Source organism: Pontibacter brevis, assembly GCF_054779655.1.
This window is the reverse complement of the sequence record NZ_BAAGXV010000087.1, coordinates 1-20,028: the sequence shown is the minus strand read 5'-3', so window position 1 is coordinate 20,028 and position 20,028 is coordinate 1. Positions and strand designations below refer to the sequence as shown.

The 20,028-nt window shown below is 50.1% G+C and carries 14 protein-coding genes and 1 pseudogene; 9 read left to right on the top strand and 6 right to left on the bottom strand.

All coding sequences use genetic code 11. The features are described from left to right. The first annotated feature begins 25 nt into the window (after window positions 1–25). The 4 genes from ACYVB1_RS19010 to ACYVB1_RS18995 all read left to right on the top strand — a co-directional run bounded on the left by ACYVB1_RS19010 (window position 26) and on the right by ACYVB1_RS18995 (window position 7,328). A complete protein-coding gene (locus tag ACYVB1_RS19010; RefSeq protein WP_460925393.1) occupies window positions 26–1,378 on the top strand; it encodes a TolC family protein in 1,353 nt (450 codons plus the stop codon). 16 nt (window positions 1,379–1,394) lie between these two features. Next, a complete protein-coding gene (locus ACYVB1_RS19005; RefSeq protein ID WP_460925392.1) occupies window positions 1,395–2,447 on the top strand; it encodes an efflux RND transporter periplasmic adaptor subunit in 1,053 nt (350 codons plus the stop codon). Between the two features lie 34 nt (window positions 2,448–2,481). Next, window positions 2,482–5,652: an efflux RND transporter permease subunit gene (locus ACYVB1_RS19000; RefSeq protein ID WP_460925391.1), complete on the top strand. Its 3,171-nt coding sequence runs from the start codon at window positions 2,482–2,484 to the stop codon at window positions 5,650–5,652. A gap of 659 nt (window positions 5,653–6,311) precedes the next feature. Then, window positions 6,312–7,328, top strand: a complete 1,017-nt coding sequence (locus tag ACYVB1_RS18995; protein ID WP_460925390.1) for a BamA/TamA family outer membrane protein — start codon at window positions 6,312–6,314, stop codon at window positions 7,326–7,328. A 112-nt stretch (window positions 7,329–7,440) separates the two neighbouring features. Here ACYVB1_RS18995 and ACYVB1_RS18990 read toward each other — a convergent pair whose 3' ends face one another. The 3 genes from ACYVB1_RS18990 to ACYVB1_RS18980 form a co-directional block, all read right to left on the bottom strand. Further along, a complete protein-coding gene (locus ACYVB1_RS18990) occupies window positions 7,441–8,184 on the bottom strand; it encodes a metallophosphoesterase family protein (RefSeq protein WP_460925389.1) in 744 nt (247 codons plus the stop codon). 3 nt (window positions 8,185–8,187) lie between these two features. Continuing rightward, entirely contained in the window at window positions 8,188–8,943 is a 756-nt protein-coding gene (locus tag ACYVB1_RS18985) for a nucleotidyltransferase (protein ID WP_460925388.1), read from the bottom strand. Window positions 8,944–9,176: 233 nt separating this feature from the next. After that, on the bottom strand, window positions 9,177–10,388 hold the full coding sequence (locus ACYVB1_RS18980) for a glycoside hydrolase family 2 TIM barrel-domain containing protein (protein ID WP_460925387.1): 1,212 nt from the start codon (window positions 10,386–10,388) through the stop codon (window positions 9,177–9,179). A gap of 348 nt (window positions 10,389–10,736) precedes the next feature. Here ACYVB1_RS18980 and ACYVB1_RS18975 point away from each other — a divergent pair, with 348 nt between their 5' ends. Further along, complete coding sequence (locus ACYVB1_RS18975) at window positions 10,737–12,551, top strand: glycosyltransferase family 2 protein (RefSeq protein WP_460925386.1); 1,815 nt, start codon at window positions 10,737–10,739, stop codon at window positions 12,549–12,551. Window positions 12,552–12,629: 78 nt separating this feature from the next. Then, on the top strand, window positions 12,630–13,787 hold the full coding sequence (locus ACYVB1_RS18970; RefSeq protein ID WP_460925385.1) for a hypothetical protein: 1,158 nt from the start codon (window positions 12,630–12,632) through the stop codon (window positions 13,785–13,787). A 137-nt stretch (window positions 13,788–13,924) separates the two neighbouring features. Here ACYVB1_RS18970 and ACYVB1_RS18965 read toward each other — a convergent pair whose 3' ends face one another. Continuing rightward, window positions 13,925–14,785, bottom strand: a complete 861-nt coding sequence (locus tag ACYVB1_RS18965) for a glycoside hydrolase family 25 protein (protein ID WP_460925384.1) — start codon at window positions 14,783–14,785, stop codon at window positions 13,925–13,927. A 2-nt stretch (window positions 14,786–14,787) separates the two neighbouring features. Beyond that, window positions 14,788–15,909 (bottom strand): alanine racemase, encoded by a 1,122-nt coding sequence (locus tag ACYVB1_RS18960; protein WP_460925383.1) that lies wholly within the window; start codon window positions 15,907–15,909, stop codon window positions 14,788–14,790. A 158-nt stretch (window positions 15,910–16,067) separates the two neighbouring features. On the opposite strand from ACYVB1_RS18960, the pseudogene hemN reads away from it, so the two are divergent. The 3 genes and pseudogenes from hemN to ACYVB1_RS18945 all read left to right on the top strand — a co-directional run bounded on the left by hemN (window position 16,068) and on the right by ACYVB1_RS18945 (window position 18,809). Beyond that, window positions 16,068–17,446: pseudogene (hemN, locus tag ACYVB1_RS18955) on the top strand (oxygen-independent coproporphyrinogen III oxidase). 152 nt (window positions 17,447–17,598) lie between these two features. After that, on the top strand, window positions 17,599–18,132 hold the full coding sequence (locus tag ACYVB1_RS18950) for a CopD family protein (protein WP_460925382.1): 534 nt from the start codon (window positions 17,599–17,601) through the stop codon (window positions 18,130–18,132). Window positions 18,133–18,176: 44 nt separating this feature from the next. Then, entirely contained in the window at window positions 18,177–18,809 is a 633-nt protein-coding gene (locus ACYVB1_RS18945; RefSeq protein ID WP_460925381.1) for a hypothetical protein, read from the top strand. 144 nt (window positions 18,810–18,953) lie between these two features. On the opposite strand, the gene ACYVB1_RS18940 is transcribed toward ACYVB1_RS18945, so the two are convergent. Next, window positions 18,954–19,865 carry an AEC family transporter gene (locus ACYVB1_RS18940; protein WP_460925380.1) on the bottom strand — a complete coding sequence of 304 codons (912 nt, stop codon included), beginning with the start codon at window positions 19,863–19,865 and terminating at the stop codon, window positions 18,954–18,956. Between the last annotated feature and the right edge of the window lie 163 nt (window positions 19,866–20,028).

The following is a 20,028-nucleotide window of genomic DNA, read 5'->3' as shown; positions in this document are numbered from 1 at the left end:
TTTTTAAACAAATAAAACCAATACAGTGATAAAGAAATATTTAGCAATCGGACTGCTGCTAACCTGGATGGCACCTGCCTTTGCGCAGGGACCGGGCGCGGGTCAGGTGAAGGCACTGACGCTGCAGGAAAGCCTGCAGTATGCCCTGAGCAATAACCAGGATGTCAAAAAAGCAAGCTATGACGAGCAGATTGCCGGGCAGCTAATACGCGAGACAAAAAGCGAGGGCCTGCCGCAGGTATCAACTCAGGGCGGGCTGGACTATTTCCCGGCATTGCCAACGCAAATCCTTCCGGGAGAACTGGCAGGCCAGCCAGGCACGGACATTCCGGTGCAGTTTGGTAAAGACTACAACGTGAAGGGGAATGTGCAGATACAGCAGTTGCTCTTCAACCAGTCTTACTTTGTAGGCCTTCAGGCTGCCAAAATCACGCAGGACCTGTACCGCCTCAGAAAAGAAATGGTGGAGGAAGACCTGATCTATAACATCGGTGCCGCTTACCTGCAGGCACTGCAAACAAAAGAGCAGTTTAACACCATTGAAGCAAACCTGGAAAGGCTGACGCAGCTGGAGAAAATTATGCAGCTGCAGTACGAGAATGACTTGGTGAAAAAGGTGGATGTGAACCGCATTCAGGTAAGCAGAATTAACCTGCAGACCCAGCAGCAAAGCCTGCGCACAGCGTTTGAGCAGCAGAAAAACTTTCTGAAGTTCTTTATCGGTATGCCGCTGGAGCAGGAAATCGCGCTGCAGGATGCCACTATCTCACTTGAGAAAGTTGTGCCAGGCACAATAGATGCGGCCACAGCTGCCACAAACAAGACACAGTTCCAGTTGCTGAACACACAGAAGCAACTGACCAGCCTGCAGGAGAAAAACATCAAGGCTGGCTACTACCCTACATTGGCTGCATACGGGCAGTACGGTTACCAGACGCAGCGCAACGAGCTGTTCAGCAGCAGCATTCCTTTCTTTAAAACATCAGTAGTTGGCTTGCAGCTTAATGTTCCGATTTTTGACGGTTTTAAAAAGGATGCGCAGGCCAAGCAGGTGCAACTAGAGAAGAAGAAGATTGACGAGGACCTGAGCAAGTTTACAACCAACACAGCTGCTACGCTAACCAACGCCATCAGCCAACTGGAAAACAGCCAGTCCGCTATTCAGGCACAGGAGAAAAACGTGACGCTGGCGCAGGATGTGTACAACACTACCAACCAGCTTTACAAAGAAGCACTTGCCCCGCTCACAGACCTGCTGGAGGCAGAGGTGCAGCTCAGGGAGGCGAGAACTAACCTGAACAACGAGGTACTGAAATTTAAAATTGCCCAACTGAATTACCTGCAGGCAACAGGAGAGTTAGAAACACTAATCAAATAGAGTCAAAAAAATAAAGATGAAAAAGGTAATTTATATTCTGGTCGTTATCCTGGTTTTAGGTGCTATCGGCTTTAAGCTGATGAGTAACAAAGAACAAATGGCAGCAAAGGCAGCAGTAGCCGACATCAAAAGCGAAGCTATACCAGTTGCTGTTACGGAAGTGAAGTCTGCTAAAATAGACAAGTCCTTTACCGCACAGGGTAACTTCGCTCCTATCCAGAGCCTGACGCTATTGTCAGAAACCCAGGGCCAGGTGCAGCGTGTGCTGAAGCGCAAGGGAGATAACGTAAAGGCAGGCCAGCTGCTGGTGCAGGTAGAAAGCAACACCATGGCTGCTGACTTAGCCACTGCACAGACAAACGCCGAGAAAGCAAAAAGAGACCTGGAGCGTTTCGAGAACCTGGCTGCCGGCGAGGCCATCACCAAAAGACAACTGGAGGATGCCCGTTTAGCCGTGAAGTCTACAGAAGCACAACTGGTAGCTGCCCGCCACCGCCTGAACAAAACACGCATCACGGCTCCTATCAGCGGCGAAATCAACGAGATTTATGTGGAAGTCGGTTCTTTCCTGAATCCTGGAACTAAGCTGTATGACATCGTGAACGTGGACAAGCTGAAGCTGAAAGTAAAAGTGTCTGAAAGCGAAGTGCTGCTGGTACAGAAAGGCGCAAAAGTAAAAGTGAAGGCAGATGCCGGCTCCGGACAGGAATACGAAGGAACCGTGACGGCAGTAGCTGCCCAGGCAGACCCAACCCTGAAGTTTGATGTGGAAGTGGAAGTGCAGAACGCTGCTAACAACAACCTGAGAGCCGGTATGTACGGCACAGCATTCTTTGAGGCAGCCGAACAGCGCGAAGCGCTTTTATTACCTCGCCAGGCAATTGTAGGCAGCATCCAGAACCCAAGTGTTTATGTGGTAAAAGATGGTGCAGCTAACCTGCGCCAGGTAAGAGTGGGCACGGTAACGCAGGACCAGGTAGAGATACTGGAAGGTGTGCAGCCAGGTGAGCAGATCGTACAAAGCGGTCAAATCAACCTGCGCGAAGGCATGAAAGTGTCCGTGCTTTAAGAACTGTCAAATTTCTTTAAACAGAATTTAGAAAATGAACATAACGAAATTATCCATACAGCGGTCTTCCCTGGTGGTGGTGGTTTTTACCGTCCTCACACTGCTCGGGGTTGTCAGCTACCAATCGCTCAACTACGAGCTGCTTCCTAAGTTCAGCCCTCCCGTACTCACCATTAGTACCATCTACCCGGGTGCATCGCCTAACGAGGTAGAGAACTCGGTGACGAAGGAGATTGAAGATGCACTGTCCTCGCTGGAGAACGTGAAGGAAATGAAAAGTACCTCCCTCGAGAGCTTTTCTATCGTTACGATCCAGCTGAACCAGGGCACTGATGTAGACCTGAGTCTGCAGGATGCACAGCGTAAAATCAACACCATCTTGTCTAAATTGCCGGAAAACGCAGATGCGCCAACACTGAACAAATTCGACTTCGACGACCTGCCGATTATCAAGATGGGTGCCACGGCGAACATGTCGCCGACAGAATTCTATGACCTGATTGACAAAAAGATCAAGCCGGAGCTGTCGCGTGTGCCAGGTATGGCGGCTATCAAGATTCTGGGTGGCCAGGAGCGTGAGATTAAGGTGAACATTGATGCAAACAAGCTGGAGGCTTATAACTTGTCTATCCTGCAGGTGCAGCAGAAAATCCGCAACTCAAACCTCGACTTCCCTACTGGTAAGATAAAGCAGGAAAGCGGGCAGACACAGATTCGTCTGGCAGGTAAATTCGAGTCGCTGGACCAGCTGCGCAGCCTGATCATCCGCGAAGACCAGAACGGAATCGTTCGCCTGGGTGACGTAGCAGAAGTACAGGACACCCAGAAAGACACCGAAGTACTGACCCGCGTTAACTCTAACCCATCGGTGGGTATCACCATCCAGAAGCAGTCGGATGCCAACGCAGTGGAAGTAAGCCGCCTGACGAAAGAGGCGCTTGCCAAACTGGAGCAAACGTATGCTGCCCAAGGTTTGAACTTCAACATTGCCAACGACTCTTCTGACTTTACACTGGAAGCTGCTGACTCAGTGATGCACGACCTGGTGATTGCGGTGATCCTGGTGGCTGTGGTGATGCTGCTTTTCCTGCACTCGCTGCGCAACGCCGTGATTGTAATGATCTCTATTCCGGCATCCCTGGTGGCTACGTTTATCGCGATGTACCTGCTGGGCTACTCGCTGAACCTGATGTCCCTGCTGGCGCTTTCGCTGGTGGTAGGTATTCTGGTGGACGACGCCATTGTGGTAATCGAGAACATTCACCGCCACATGGAAATGGGTAAAAGGCCGGCACAGGCTGCTTACGACGGAATCCGTGAGATCATGGCGACAGTTACTTCTATCACACTTGTAATTGTGGTGGTATTCATCCCAATCGCGCTGTCCTCTGGTCTGGTGTCAGACATTCTGCGCCAGTTTGCCGTGGTGGTAGCCATAGCGACCATGATATCACTCTTTGTGGCTTTTACCCTGATTCCGCTGCTGGCCAGCCGTTTCTCACGCCTGGAGCATGTTTCAAACAAGAATGCTTTCGGCAGGTTTATTCTGGCCTTCGAGCGCTTCCTGGACCGCATCATCGACGGCTTTACAGCTGCCTTGCAGTGGGCGTTCGGTCATAAGTTCATCACATTGGCCGCGACACTGTTACTGCTGGTTGCTTCGTTTGCGCTGGTGCCGTTCGGCTTTATCGGTTCTGAGTTTATACCTGCCGGTGACCGCGGGGAAGTAAGCTTACAGCTGGAGCTGCCTAAGAACGCGACCGTAGAGCAGACTAACTTTGCCACCAGACAGGTAGAAGAATACCTGAGCGGTATTCCTGAAGTTGCAAAAGTGTTTACGACAGTAGGTACTACTACATCGGCGCAGGCTGGCCAGAACACCGCTTACAAATCAGATGTGTCGGTTACGCTGGTAGATGTGAAGGAGCGTAGCTTCAGCACAGACGAGTTTAGCCGCCAGGCCAAAGCAGATATCGAAAGCAGGCTACCTGATGTGGAAGTAACACCGATACCTGTCGGACTGGTAGGTAACTCAGCGGCTCCAATCCAGATCATTATTTCTGGTTCAGACCTTGACTCGGTATTAGCTTTCTCACAGCAAGTATTGGCGACTACAGAAAGCGTGGATGGTACGGTAGACGTGGAGACTTCTGTTGAAGGCGGTAACCCGGAGATTGAAGTGGTAGTGGACCGCGATAAGATGGCCAATGTTGGTTTGTCGCTGGAAAATGTAGGTGCAAGCATGCAGCTGGCTTTCAGTGGTAACTCCGATATTACCTTCCGTTCCGGTACCGAAGACTACGACATCAACATCCGCCTGGATGAGTTCGACCGCCGCAGTGTAACCGATATCGGTAACCTGTCATTAGTGAACAACACAGGGCAACTGGTACGCCTTTCGCAGTTCGCAGACATCAGGCAGTCTACCGGCCCCTCGCAGCTGGAGCGTTACAACCGTGTCACTTCCGTAACCGTGAGCTCGCAGGTAATTGGCCGTCCGTCTGGTACAGTAGGTGCTGATATAGAAGCGAAGATGGCAGAAATTAACATGCCGGATGGTGTGAGTGTGGAGATGGGCGGTAACCTGAAGAACCAGAGCGAAGGTTTCGGTACACTGGGTATTGCCTTGCTGGCCTCCATCATCTTCGTGTACCTGATTATGGTGGCACTTTACGATTCCTACGTGTATCCGCTGGTGGTACTGTTCTCCATACCGCTGGCTATCATCGGTGCCTTGCTAGCCCTGGCGCTGGCTGCCCAGTCGCTGAGTATCTTCTCTATCCTGGGTATTATCATGATGATTGGCCTGGTTGCCAAGAACGCCATCATGGTGGTGGACTTCACCAACAACCTGAAAGCAGAAGGCGTGGAAGTGAAAGAGGCCTTGATAGAAGCGGTGAGAATCCGTTTCCGCCCTATCCTGATGACGACGCTGGCCATGGTGATTGGTATGTTGCCGATTGCCCTGGCAGGTGGCTCCGTGGCTGCCACTAAAAACGGCCTGGCCTGGGCCCTGATTGGTGGTCTGAGTTCCTCTATGTTCCTGACACTGATTGTGGTGCCGATTATCTACTACGGCTTCGACCGCATACTGGCGAAGTTTGGCATGGATAAGAAAACCGTGATTGTGCTCGAAGACAAAACATTGGAAGAGCTGGAGCACGAGACAGCGCTGCTCGAAGAACAGAAAATGGCACATGCTTAAGACACTGCCTGTAAAATAATGCATACCCTCCTTCTGTACCCTGGCCTGCCTGTCCGCAGGAGAAGCAAGCCCGGTATGGAAGGGGAATTATGAAACATGCAGGAGGCAAATTAATTTTTCAAGTAGAACGATGATGATGCATGTATTAAGTAATTCCATCACACGCGATACAATTCAGAATGATGTATCGAAAATAATTGGCAGGTTAAAGCATATTAACCCTGTCGATCTATCCAGTAACAGGGGTTTGTGGGAATATAATATAGACATTGTAGATGTGGTCGATATCATACTGGCCGTCGAGAAGAAATACAATATCACTATCCCGGATGAAGTACCTGTTTATTCGATAGATGATTTTGTGGCATACATAGAGCTTTCTTTATCTAAACTAAAAAAACAACAAATACCTTCGGAGACATCAAACGCCTGTTCCATATATTTTACATAATGGGTGATTTATGCTTCAGTACCTACCTCATTACAGCAACACTATCCAGTAAAAAAGTTTTCCTACTTCTTTCTTAACTCAAACCATGAAGGTCCGCATTATTCTTTTATGTGGTGTATTATTATTTCCAGCGCTATCAGACGCTGTTGCACAGAAAAAAAATGTAGTCAGCAGGTACATCAACAGTCTTATAAATGACACAAGCCACGTGTCGCAACCACAGTTCCTCAACTACCCCACCCTGGCCTACTCGCCGGAAACAAGCCTGGAAGTCGGTCTCAGCAGCCTCTATGTCTATTATGCTAAAAAAGACACTGCTAACCGCCTGAGCGAAATAAACGGCTTCACCTTTTATACACTGGAGCACCAGTACGGTATCTGGTTTGACCATGCCCTTTACTCCGACAAAAACAAGTGGTTTTCCTTGGGGCGTCTCCGTTTCCAGAGTTTCCCCCTGCTCTACCACGGCATTGGCCCAGACTCACCAGATGAATACCTGGCACTTGTAGAAGCGAATCAGTTACAGGTAAAAGAACGGGTAATGCACAGGGTTCGCCCCAACCTGTACATAGGGGCCGAACTTGATTTCCAGCGGCTGAGCGCAGTGGAGTTTAAATCTGCTTCAGACGTGCCAGTAGCAGAACCCACAGGGAGCAGGGGCTCTACCAATTTGGGGCTGGGCATGGGCATTATTTACGATAACCGGCATAATGTACTGAATGTGCGGGAAGGCTTGTTTTCGGAACTGGCGTTCATCAGCTACGACAGGCTTTGGGGCAGCGACTTTAACTTTACCTCTATCGTTTCAGACAGTAGAATTTACAAGCCCATGGGAAAAAGCAATGTGCTCGCGGCCCAACTGCTGGGGCAGTTCAATGTAGGCGATGTACCTTTCAACCAAATGGCTTTGCTGGGTGGCGAAAGCATCATGTGCGGCTATTACCTGGGACGTTTTCGCGACAATAACCAGTTAGCCGCTCAGGTGGAATATCGCTTTTTACCCCTGCCTTTTTCTTTTTCTAAAAGAATCGGAGCAGCAGTATTTGCCAGCACGGGCACAGTTTTCCCGGATTTCCAAAACCTGGATGCCCGTGACCTGAAGGTAGCGGGAGGCGGTGGCCTGCGCTACCTGCTGTTCCCCAAGAAGGACATTTTCACCCGTGCTGATGTAGCTTTTACCAGAGAGGGACCCGGCTTTTACATCTTTATCGGGGAATCTTTCTGATACCACCTGACCAGAGCATGCATCCTGAAATACCGTGCTATTTACAGCAGTCATGAAAAGGGGATGGCCTGCAGTATATCTGCAGGCCATCCCCTTTTCATGACTATTTTACTTATACCTCCAGAACATAAAACGGAGGATCATATCCCTCGTGCACCAGGATGGGTTTGGAGACATTGAAGACTTTAACTCCCTTGCTGGTTTCGCCTTCTAAAGTACCAATGTGCGCATGCCCGTGAAAAGCGGCCACCACACCACGGCGGTTCAGCGGCTCCGCGAGCCGGGATGAACCCAGGAACGGGAAAATCTGCTCCGGCTCCCCTACCACGGTTGCCCTGATGGGGGAATAATGCAGCACCGCAATCTTCTTGATGTCTGCGTAATCGCTATCTAGGCGGGCCAATGCTCCGTCCAGCTTCAGTTGCTCGTCCACGGCTTCCTGCACAAAGCTCTTTATCATCGGCTCTCCGAACATGCCCAGCATGCCTTTGTCGAAGCCACCGCCAAAGCCTTTGACACCGGCAAAGCCTACATCACCAAATACCACACTGTCACCGTCCAGCAAATTTACGTTGGCGTTAATAAGTGTTTTACGTATGGCACTCTCGTTTTCCCGCTCATAATCGTGGTTTCCGAGCACGGCCACCACGGGTATGCTGCAGGACCTCAGTTCTTCGGCCAGTACCTCTGCTTCTTCTACTCGGCCTGTATCGGTCAGGTCGCCGCAGAGCAAAAGCACATCTGCCTTCTCTGACACCTGCGTAAAAAACTCCTTTAACTTCCCGCTGTCCGTCTCCCGGACATGTATATCTCCAACTGCTGCAATTCTGGTTTTGTTCTTCTTTTTGTCTGTCATTCCTTAAACTGATCTGATGGTTACTACCTTATAGTCCCATTCGGTCACATCGGTTGCATATTGGGTCTGATCGATAAGTGGGCCGCGGCAAATCTTCTCCTTTGGAGGCGGCATATCAAACTGCTCTCTCGCCCGCACCAGTAACTCATCAAATAACCACTTCGGGATGATATCGCGCTCCGAGGGGTAAACAAACTGGAAGGAAAGGAACTGCGCCAGCAGCAACTGCCAGTGCACCTCTATGTGCTGCCACAGCCATTTCCAGTCGAGGTTCTGGCCATAGCGAAGTATAATATGGTTGATGTCGCCGCCGTCGTAGCGCTCGCGGTTCTGCACGTAGAGCTTCGACCAGATGAGTGCCTCGGCAGGGATAACACGCACCTGTATGCCCAGCAACTCGCTCTGCACCGACCGCTCAAACCAACCGTCATCTACATGGCAGTGATTACCAGGATTATTGAAGATGATATCCATAAAATGGTCCCCTTTGATGGCCTTGGCCAGCCAGCGGGCATCTGTCAACTCTGTCTCGTAACCGTTATCGTTGAAGTGTTTCAATATGCGCGGAGTGTCCCCGGACTTACAGAAGATATCCAGGTCCTTTGTATCACGCATCAAATCCGTATACAGGCGTAGGGCAAAGCCTCCGCCCACCAAAAAGTCCGCATTGCTCTCTGTCAGCAGGGTAAGGGCCTCCTTATAAAAGTCGTGGGCCGCCTGACGTTGCAAGCCATCATTAATCTCTATTACTTTTGCCATTCTGCTTCTATTCTTTCTTTTTTAAACAATGGCCACAGGGTAGCGGCCTTGCCATGGGCAGGTTCACAAAACAGATGCTGTTTTTTGTACTACTCTAACCGATGTGCATACTCAGCATTTACTTTATTGCCACAGGAATGGTTGTATAAATATGACTGATGAGCTTTTAAATATAGGCAACCATAATTCAGCTGTTGTTTAATTTTGCAGCTAAACTTGAATTATACCGATATTTAATAAGGCGGATTGCTGGATACAAAAAAAGGAAAGTTGGCAGTGGAAACGTTATTGTGATCATCGTAAATGTAAGCGTACAGCCTGTAAGCACCTTCTTTTCGGGGTGCCCGCACTCTTATAGTATTTCCTGCTGCTCCGCTAAGCACATGGTGTACTGGTTTAGGTTTGGTGTCTTTATCGTTTTCACCAAACTGGCTGAGCGTTTCCGGCAGAACCTCCCACTCAATCCGGAGAGAGTCCCCGTCCGGGTCAAAAGCATAAACAGCCGCACCATACTCCTGCTGAGGTTCCAGAAACACGCTTTGAAAATCAAAAGACCCTTTCAGCTTTAAATAAGCTACATAAGGTGCTTTGTTTGCGCTTGTATCACCCATCCAGAGTTCACGCATCACATCCACCATTTCCGTTTCTTCGCCTGTTTCTGTCAGAAGGCTGAACCAGGTAGGGGTGTACTCGTGCTTATGCCCCCAGTAAAACACGTAGCCGCCAAGGCACCTGCCTATACCAGGACTAATGTTTTCCTCGTACCGTTGTTTTATAAAACCAGCTTTTTCAGAGCTTGTCTGCTCCAGCGGAGCACCCCATAAAGTGGTGTAAGTTTCCCAGGCACCCCGCGCTCCGAACTCTGAAATAATGTAAGGTCCCTTCCATTCCACTTTCTCCAGCCGTTTCTCCACCTTGTTCAAACTGCCAAACATATTAAAGGAGATCACATCAATGGCAGGGCATTCTTTTTGCACCAGGTTAATGGTTTTGCTTCTCAGGCCGATTAACATGGTAGTGGTAGGATGATTGGGGTCTACCTCGTGGATCATCTCAGCCACTTCGTTCACTGCGTCCCACACCTTTGAGTTAGTGGCCTCCATATTCACTTCGTTGCCTACTCCCCACATCAGCAGTGCCGGGTGGTCTTTGTATTGGAGCACAATCTCCCGCAACTTCTCCAGTTGCTGGGTCACCAGCTTTTTGTCGTAATAGTTGAACCCTTCATTTTCACGCTCCATCCAAAGCCCCAGTGTTACGGTAAGGCCATTTGCATGGGCTTCATCCAGAATCTGCTGCGCATTATCCGCATGCCACACCCGTACAGAGTTGCCACCGTTTTCTTTGATTTTACTGAAGTGTGTATAGCCACCTGCTCCTTTTATAAAATAGGGCTCGCCGTTACGCAATAGCGTGTACTGACCGTTCTGGCCAACAATTTCCACCGTTCTTCCCCTGCGAATATACTTTTCCTGCGCATTTGTATCTTCCCCGCAGCTTGTCAGAAAAGAACATAATACAACAGCAAAAAGAGATACATAATGTAGAACAACTCTTCTGTTAAGGGTGGACATGCAAACAGTATAGATGAATATAAAACTGGTAGAAAAGACTGGCACAAAGCAAACGCGTCAAACTGGCCAAAGTTGTCATTTAAAACTTTTGAAGCTTGGTACGAGTATATCGGGAAGCATGTTCCTTTAGAGGAATCCTTCGTTCCCATTCGATGCTGCCGGAGTTCAATCTTTTTATTCAATAAATAAGATCTTTATTTTTACATCTACATGATGTATATGCACACAAAATATCAGAAGGAAAAATACACCCCTGGCCCTGATACACCATTAAAACGTACGGAGATAACGACCATACGAGCCATGATCGTATTAGGGCTGGTTACGCTTGTAATTTTCCTGTACTGGTTTTTTGACGAAGACCATGTGGGATATGCGCCGCTGTACTGGATGCTGACCACCGCCCTTGGGTTCAAGCTGCTGCGGACGCTGCATGAGTGGTACCACTACTTTAACGTAAGCAAACCCCTCCGGCCGGAGTTAAAAACAGACTTCACGGTGGATATTTTCACCACCTCCTACCCCGGGGAGCCGCACAGCATGATAATCAATACGCTGAGCGCTATACAACAGATACGCTACCCACACACCACGTACTTATGCGATGAAGGGGATGACCCTGTACTGAAAGAAGCCTGCAGGCGCCTTGGTGTGATACACGTAACCCGTACTGAGAAAAAAGATGCCAAAGCTGGTAATGTGAACAATGCACTCCAGCATGCCACCGGCGATATCTGCCTGATCCTAGACCCTGACCATGTACCAGTGCCGGAGTTTATTGGTGAGGTGCTGCCGTATTTTGAAGATCCGGACGTTGGTTTTGTGCAGGTAGTGCAGGCGTACAGCAACAACAAAGAAAGCCTGGTGGCCTATGGTGCCGCAGAGCAGACATACAGCTTCTACGGGCCCATCATGATGGGCATGAACAGCTATGGCACTGTACAGGCCATCGGTGCCAACTGTACCTTCCGCCGCAAAGCACTGGATTCTATTGGCGGGCATGCGGCCGGATTGGCGGAGGACATGCACACTGCAATGCTGTTGCACGCGAAGGGCTGGAAGTCTGTTTACGTACCTAAAATTTTAACACGCGGTCTTGTACCCGCTACCCTGGCATCTTATTACAAACAGCAGATAAAATGGGCGCGCGGCACCTTTGAACTGCTCTTTACGGTATACCCGAAACTGTTTGGCAGCTTTACCTGGAGGCAGAAAATCCACTACCTGACACTGCCTCTTTACTACCTGTTTGGTGTCTTCAACCTCATCGACTTCCTGATTCCCATTCTGTCGTTGGTGCTGGCCGAGTTCCCCTGGTATGTTTCCCTTGGAGAGTTCATGGTCATGTTCGGTCCTTTTTTCTGCATTTCTGTCTGTATCAGGCACTATGCACAACGGTGGCTGCTGGAAAAGAAAGAAAACGGGTTTCACCTGTTCGGGGGCCTTCTCCGCACCGGCACCTGGTGGGTCTTCTGCCTTGGGCTGGTTTATTCTATTTTAAGAATTAAGGTCCCCTACATTCCTACTCCCAAGGATGACAAGCCTAAGAACAATTTTATCCTCAGCCTGCCGAATATAACGGTTTGCGTACTTACACTGTGGGCTATTTACTTTTACCAGCGTACGTACGGCTATCTTTTATACAACCCCTATGTGCAGATGATGACCATGTTTGCCCTGGTCAACTTCACCATCCTCGGGAGTGTGGTGCTTATCGGGCAGGAGCGTTTCCTGGCCTCGCTTCACAGCAAGATAGTGGAGGCACCGGCCTGGCAACCGGTTTTAAAACCGTTCCGGAAAAGGTTCGGGCGCACCAGGCATGGCTTTTACAATGGTATCCGGCGCATAGCCCTGGCTACTACCGTCCTGGCAGCCATCGTGTCCATTGCTTTTATTATTTTTAGAGATGAGGCCTATGTTTACCTGGTAAGACCATACCAGGAACAAAGGCTGAAAGAGCATGATTCGCAACAGCCTGCCCATTGGTGGGATAAAGTTATTCAAAAGCTGGAGCCGCCTGAAACTCAGGAATAGTATCCGGCCTCATAAACTCCTGGTGTTTCTCTTCGTTACACAAATACAGATTTGTATAACCTTAAAAACCTAAAAGCTATGAACAGAAACCAAAATGAACACCAGGACAATTCCCGCGGCTTCCAGACACGCCGTTCAGAAAGATACCGCCATCCCGAAAGTGACAACAATTACCGTTTCGACGACTATGGTTCCTCTGCACGCGGTGGCTATGGTAACGAAGGGCATTCCGGCACCTGGGGAAACCAGGGTAACGAAATGGCCGGTTCCCGCAACACGTCTAACCAGGATGTTTACGGCACCTACAGCACATCGCGCAACTATGGCAACATGGGTAGCTATGGTGGCGCTCAGGGGTTCGGCACATCCAGAGGAGGAAATATAGCACAGCGCCACTACGGCTCCGGCAATACCGGATACAACTATACCAGCGGCATGGGCAACCCAGGAGAAGCCCGTGACAGCGACTACAGCCTAGGCGGCCACCGCGTTTATGGCTATCAGCGTGACTACGACAGCCATGGCTCTGACAGGGGCAACGACAGAGACAATGACCGTTACCGCTCTGGCAGCACCAGGGGGTTCCAGGACAGCAACAGCGGCAACTACGACTCCAACCAGAAAGACTACAACTACTACGGGGGTATGGGCTCACCAGACCAGGCCAGGCAGAGTAACCTGAATAGCCCAAGCCGAGGCATCAACTACGGTGGTGGCAGCAATTACGGAGAAAGAGATTACGGCTCTGACGACCGCCGTGGCAACCGTGGCTCCGACAGAAACAGCTCTTCTTCAGGCCGTGCTTTGTACGGTTCGGATACCTCCAGAAGGTTTGAGGGTACGCGGCAGGGACGTTATGACTTTGATGAAGACAACTATAATAATGCCGGCGGCAATTCCAGCAGTAGCGGCAGCGGCTGGGGCAGCTCCGGCAGAAGCAGCTCCTCCAACTACGGTGGTTCGGAAGGCAGCTACATGGGCAGCGGCTACAGACGCGAATCGCAGAACGATTCCGGCTCATACGGTGGCAGTGGCTACAGCCAGAACCGGGCACAGTCTTACGGCAACAGCAACCGCCGTGGGGCCTATGGCGACAGAAACTTTAACAGCGGCTTTGTCAGCTCTGACGATAGCCACTCCGATAGTAACTACCTTGCCAGCCGCAACCGGGGCCGCACTTTCGACCGCGACAGGGGCGATGACCGCGAACGTGGCCGTATGGGAGGCCGCTATTAAGGCTCAGAAGCATAAGCAGGCAAGGCGAAAGGGCTTTTTCAGAAACATTGCCCTGCTCTGCAGAAAGTTTATATAAAAATGACCTGTAAAAGAAGGAGGCGCTATGTTGTAGCGCCTCCTTCTTTTACAGGTCATTTTTACTTGATGCACACACTGCGCAACTCACGCATACTACCGTAAAAAACGTTGCAATCCACTTTGCCCTCAATACCTTTTATGGATCCGACATCTGTGTGTTGCCAGAAGGCAAGCTTTAACTTCTCACTCTTCTCCAGCCGTAGCTTCGGCACATTATAATGCGCAATCCAGAGGTGATATTCATCAAAATGACCAGCCAGGTAATTCTGGTAGAAATTATAGCCGGTATAGATGATAGGCTTTACTCCATATGCCTTTTCTACCTGCTCCAGCCACACCTTCAGGTCTTTCCTCAGTTGTGCCACAGGCCTTCGGCCACGAACCTCCACATCCAGTACAGGGGGTAGGTCGCCCACAGATAATTTTACTGTGGAAATAAAATTTTCTGCCTGCAGTTCCGGTTTGATATAGGGCAGGTAAAAATGATAAGCCCCCCGCGCAATACCAGCGGCACCGGCACCGTCCCAGTTATCCTGAAACTGCTTGTCCTTTAGGCTTCTACCTTCTGTGGCTTTCACAAAGGCAAAAGTAACCTCATTCTCCCGCACCTGCTGCCAGTCTATCTCTTTCTGGTAATGTGAGACATCCACCCCATACACACTGTGGCCTTGCGGCCAGACAGGCTTGGGCTTCTCTATAAACAGTTCCACATACACCACCACCAGCGCCAGCGTTGCCAGCACGGCGAGCCCTATCCAAAACTTGTAAGGAGATGCTGGCCTTGCTTTCTTTTTAGGCTTTGCCGCTGCTGTTCTGACGGCTGGTTTAGCCTTTGGCTTAGGGCGCACAATGCGTTTGGCAGGCTGCTTCTGAATAGCACCCCAGGCATCATCTTCAGTAGATTTTCCCTTCCGGCTCAAATTTAGAATACTTCCAGTTCACGTTGCGGCATTCCTGACAGGTGCTCCAAAATCTCCCCATCAGTGGTCATATAACCCTTCATCAAGTCGGCTGTAAGGCAGGAGTGCACGGGCAGCAGGCCAATCATATCACCAATGTGGTATTTCTCGAATTGCTCAGGAGTGGCTTTTATCACGCCATGCTCCTGCGACAGCGAAACTAAGTCAATGCCACTGACCGGTGTTGTCCAGCCATCGTTCGTAAACTCCACCACCCGGCCATATAGCATAGAGCTGTCTTCCTGCTGCAATGCGTCTTTGGAAAAATGCACGCTGCCGCCATAGATAATGATCTCACCGCGCTTCTGGTGCTTGGCCACCACCGGACAAGCCACACACACTGCTATGTCATCGAAACTGCAGGAGCCGATGCGCTGTTGCATGAGGTCGTAAAAAACAAAATTACCCGGCCTGATCTCGTCCACGCCGGTCAGATTGTCCAGTATGCTGCAGGAAGGTGTATCCCCGATGGAGAGCTGCAGGTTAGGAAACTGCCCGACGTAGCGGTCCCTGAGCAGTTGTAACTGGTATACCGAGGTATTATGTATGGTTTGTATAGCGTAAACATCTGTTTGCTTATATGTATGGCCATCGTGCACCACAAAACCGCCAAACTCTAATTTATCGCTTTCTTTTATTTTACTTAAGAGTTTATCCAGCACGGTATGGTTGTTGGCAAGTACGCCTGTGCGTCGGTAGCCGGTATCTATCTTTACCCAAAGCTGAACCGGATGTTTCAGGCCAATGGCTAGGGCCTCCACCGTTTCCTCGTTCACAGCCAGCAAATGCAGCTTGATACGTGAAGCCAATTCGTTCATGCTGTCCATTTCCAGCACGTTGGCAGGAAACGCGATCATAATATCATTCCAGCCATGGTTGGCGAAATAACGGGCCATTTTTACAGAGGATACTGTAATGGTATCTATACCATAATTGCGGAACCACATGCCCACCTGCGCCGACTGATGCGTTTTGAAATGCGGACGCAACCGGACGCCGTTCTCCTTTGCCTTCTGCGCCATCCTTCTGATGTTGTTCAGGCTCTTCTTCTTATCCAGTAGTAGTGTTGGTGTGGTTAATCTCATATATCAAAAACACAGTTTTTGTAGCAAATCTTGTGAAGTTACACAGGTTTATGCTAAAAGTCACGCCAGGGCATGCTTTTAGGTGACAAATGTCATTTCCTGCCTCCCCTCCACAACCGATCTTTGCACAGAGAAATTCAAGGATGAGGAGAGAAAACATGAAATTTACCCCTGCAGTCACCACTTCAGCAGATTTGCTAGCCAAATATGATGTGCCATCGCCCCGCTATACCAGCTATCCTACTGTTCCCAACTGGGGAGAAGCCCCGCTAACACAGGCGCGTTGGCTGCAACATGTGCAACAGACCTTCCGGAACACTAATACATCAGAGGGCATCAGTTTATACCTGCACCTGCCCTTTTGTGAGCAGCTGTGCACCTACTGTGGCTGTAACAAGCGCATCACCAAAAACCACGCGGTGGAGGAGCCTTATATGCAGGCCCTGCTACAGGAGTGGGACCAGTACCTGGCGGCATTCGGGGAGAAACCGCGCATTACGGAGCTGCACCTTGGCGGCGGCACGCCGACCTTTTCAGCGCCAAAAACCTGAAGCGGCTGCTGGAGGCCCTGCTCAGCAAAGCAGAGGTAACACCAGAGGCTGAGTTCAGCGTAGATGTGCACCCCAATGCCACTAATGCCGCGCAGCTGCAGGTGCTGTACGACCTAGGTTTCAGGAGGCTCAGCGTCGGCATCCAGGACTTTGACCCGCGGGTGCAGTTTGTCATCAACCGCATCCAGAGTTTTGAGCAGACAAAAGAGATATTCGACACCGCCCGCGCCATCGGCTACACCTCCATTAACGGAGACATTATCTATGACCTGCCCCACCAGACCGCTAACAGTGTGCGCCACACGATTGAGAAAGTAAAAGAGCTGCGCCCGGAGCGCATTGCGTTTTACAGTTATGCCCATGTGCCCTGGAAGAGCAAAGCGCAGCGCCGGTCTTCTAAGGCCGACCTGCCGGAGCCAGCCGAAAAAAGAGGCTTATACGAGCTGGGCAGAAACCTGCTGGAAGAGGCCGGTTATAGTGAAATAGGCCTGAACCATTTTGCCCTGCCGGAAGATGAACTATACATAGCTGCACAGCAAGGCAGGCTGCACCGCAACTTTATGGGTTAAACGCCCCGCCACACCGAACTACTGGTTGGCCTGGGCGCCTCCAGTATCTCCGATACCGGCACCGCCTTTATGCAGAACGTAAAGGAGGTGGAAGCCTATGAGGCCGCTGTTGCCACCAACCAATTGCCTATCTTTAAAGGCCATGAATTCACACCAGAGGACAGCCGCATTCGCCAGCACATCCTTAACCTGATGTGCCGCCTGCGCACCTCCTGGACAGAGGCAGAGCTGCTTTACTTTGTGGATGCCCTCGTTCGCCTGCAGCCTTTGGCAGAAGATGGCCTGGTGGAGTACGGAAGGGATTACATACAAGTACTGCCGGCTGGCAGGCCTTTCCTGCGCAATATTGCCATGTGCCTCGATGCTAGGCAATGGGATGCTAAGCCGACAACACCTGTATTCAGCAGGTCGGTGTAAGTTACCTCTCCCAAACTTTTTCCTTTGTTGAGCCCCCTGGCCTAAATCAGGAAAGGGAGCCATATGGGGAAGCCAGCGGCGCCTAAGGCAAAACAGCAAAAACAGATTTCTGTCTTAGATCCCTTACCTTTGCAGAAACAAGCATCACAGCCATGAGCTTTTATTACGTTAAGGCGCTGCACATCATTTTTGTTGTTACCTGGTTTGCCGGGTTGTTCTACATTGTGCGTCTGTTTATATATTATGCAGAAGCCGACGAGAAGCCGGAGCCAGAGAAATCCATTCTGCAGCGGCAGTTCTCCCTGATGCAGAAAAGGCTGTGGTACGGAATCACCTGGCCTTCTGCCGTGCTCACCCTGATTTTTGGCCTGACCATCCTGCACCTCTACGGCTCCATTCCCGGCTGGCTGGTCTGGAAGCTGTGTTTTGTAGTGGGGCTTTATGTGTATCATTTTCTTTGCCACCGTATTTTCATGCAGCAGCAGCAAGGCATCCTGAAGTATAACTCCACCCAACTCCGCATCTGGAACGAAGTAGCCACCCTGTTTCTGATCAGTATTGTTTTTCTGGTGGTGCTTAAAAGTTCTCTGAGTATGCTGTGGGGTATCCTCGGACTCATCCTCTTTTCAGCCATGCTCATGCTGGCCATCCGCATCTATAAAAAACTCAGAGAGGCAGGAAGCTAAAATTTAGAAAATTCAGAAGTTAGTAATTTAAAAAGGCAGAGAGTATGCGCAACGCGACACTGAAAACAAACGAGAGGGAGCTGTTAAAACTGATTCGTTTCTTTAGCAAACGTGGTGAGCAATTGGCAGCAACAGGTGAACTGACGGAAGAGCATGCGCAACTAACAAAAGCTTGCCAAAACCTAGAAACGCAGCTTTACAACCATGCTGAGAACCGTGCTGCCATACTGGAGAAGCGTGAGCGCCTGGAGAAGATAATCGAAGACAAGGCACAGTGCCCCAAGTGCCACAAAGCAGATATGCTGAAGAAGACCGGGGTGGCGACAAACGAGTACGGCTGGAAGAGCAACACTTACCGCTGCCGCCGCTGCAACACCACCTTTACCTGGAACCGCCCGAATAACCCCTGGCACATGGTAGAGTTCCTGGAGCGCTACATCCAGGAACTGGAGCAAAACCTGCAATCAGAGCAGCCTGAAGATATGAGGCAGCACATCGAAAGCGCTATTCCGCAACTACAGGACAGCCTGTTCAGACTGCGCCCGGTGCTGCTAACCTCTAATGAAGAAGTGGAGGCCCTGGAACAAAAGGAAAAAGAAATGGGCAAGCTTATTCACCAGTTCAAAAACTACCTCCTCATCGAGAAAATTAAACTGGACACTTACCCGGAGGAGTAGTTGTCCTAAACATTGCTCCTTATTTGATTTTTGAGAGCACACTTGGAATGCTGTTCCGGTTGTTTTGCCATTTTATATTGCCAGGCAAATAGCAGGCACTCCTGCTAACATAAGCTACGGACAACCAGCAACGAACAACACCCTTTACACTCCCTGCACAAGCCAGTACCAGATGGCCAGTGTCAGGAATGAGATGGGGATGCCGAAGCCAATCATCATGTTAGCCAGGCGTGGCTTCAGGCCATAGGATGCCGCCACAATGCTGGCCGTGATCATGGGGGCCATGGCAGCTTCCAAAATCATAATCTGCGCCAACTCCCCTCTTACACCCAGCACCTGCACATAGAGCAGGTAAATAAGCAGGGGCGCCAGAACTAGCTGAAAGAACAGGCCAAGAATTAGAAAGCGCCAGTGTTTGCTGCGCCGCTCTATCCGCAGCTGCATACCCACCGATACAAGTGCCAGGGGTGTTACGGTACTACCCAGGCGCAGGAAAACTTCTTTCATTTCAGCAGGAAAGCTGTACTGCAGCAGGTTGAGCAGCAAGGCCAGGAAAAACATAATGAACGGCGGAAAGAAGAGTATCTTTCTGGAGATGGCTTTTATATCCGGCTGTCCTTTCGAAAAAGTGGCGGCCAGGGCAATGCCAAAGGTGGAGAGCACCACAAAGGTACCTGGCTGGTCAATCAGGATGGCTGTTTTCAGCCCTTCTGCGCCATACAAAGCATCAATCACCGGAAAGCCGATAAAAGATGTGTTGCCCAGACCGGCCGTGAGAATAAGGCAGCCGATAAGCTTCCGCGACCAGTTAAAAAATTTACCTAAACTCCAGAAGAACACTGCAGAGGCTGCAAAGCAAATCCACGCCACCCCTACCGGCAGCAGCACTGTGCTATCCAGCTTCACATCCGGAATATAATATAACGCCAGCGCAGGGAGTGATATATAGATAATGAACTGATTGAGTACCTGCGGTGAGTTAATCGGAAAGTCCCGTACTCTTTGCAGCAGGATGCCGATTGCCAGGCAACCAAATAACAATATCAAACTACTCATACATTTCCTGTAGATGTGGCAGCCAAAGCTGCTCTTAAAGGTAAGCCTGCCTGCCGAGAACTAGGGTGTGTCTGATGAATACTTTTTCAGGTAAAACCTAATAAAAGCCAGCTTCAGCATCGCTAAGAAACTGACGGCTAATTTCTCATATCTTGTAGCAACT

Bases quoted from the DNA above. Each gene is read 5' to 3' on its own strand.
- ACYVB1_RS19005 (WP_460925392.1), top strand. From the start codon at position 1,395: ATGAAAAAGGTAATTTATATTCTGGTCGTTATCCTGGTTTTAGGTGCT.
- ACYVB1_RS19000 (WP_460925391.1), top strand. From the start codon at position 2,482: ATGAACATAACGAAATTATCCATACAGCGGTCTTCCCTGGTGGTGGTG.
- ACYVB1_RS18990 (WP_460925389.1), bottom strand. From the start codon at position 8,184: ATGACAGACAAAAAGAAGAACAAAACCAGAATTGCAGCAGTTGGAGAT.
- ACYVB1_RS18985 (WP_460925388.1), bottom strand. From the start codon at position 8,943: ATGGCAAAAGTAATAGAGATTAATGATGGCTTGCAACGTCAGGCGGCC.
- ACYVB1_RS18975 (WP_460925386.1), top strand. From the start codon at position 10,737: ATGCACACAAAATATCAGAAGGAAAAATACACCCCTGGCCCTGATACA.
- ACYVB1_RS18970 (WP_460925385.1), top strand. From the start codon at position 12,630: ATGAACAGAAACCAAAATGAACACCAGGACAATTCCCGCGGCTTCCAG.
- ACYVB1_RS18960 (WP_460925383.1), bottom strand. From the start codon at position 15,909: ATGAGATTAACCACACCAACACTACTACTGGATAAGAAGAAGAGCCTG.
- ACYVB1_RS18950 (WP_460925382.1), top strand. From the start codon at position 17,599: ATGAGCTTTTATTACGTTAAGGCGCTGCACATCATTTTTGTTGTTACC.
- ACYVB1_RS18945 (WP_460925381.1), top strand. From the start codon at position 18,177: ATGCGCAACGCGACACTGAAAACAAACGAGAGGGAGCTGTTAAAACTG.
- ACYVB1_RS18940 (WP_460925380.1), bottom strand. From the start codon at position 19,865: ATGAGTAGTTTGATATTGTTATTTGGTTGCCTGGCAATCGGCATCCTG.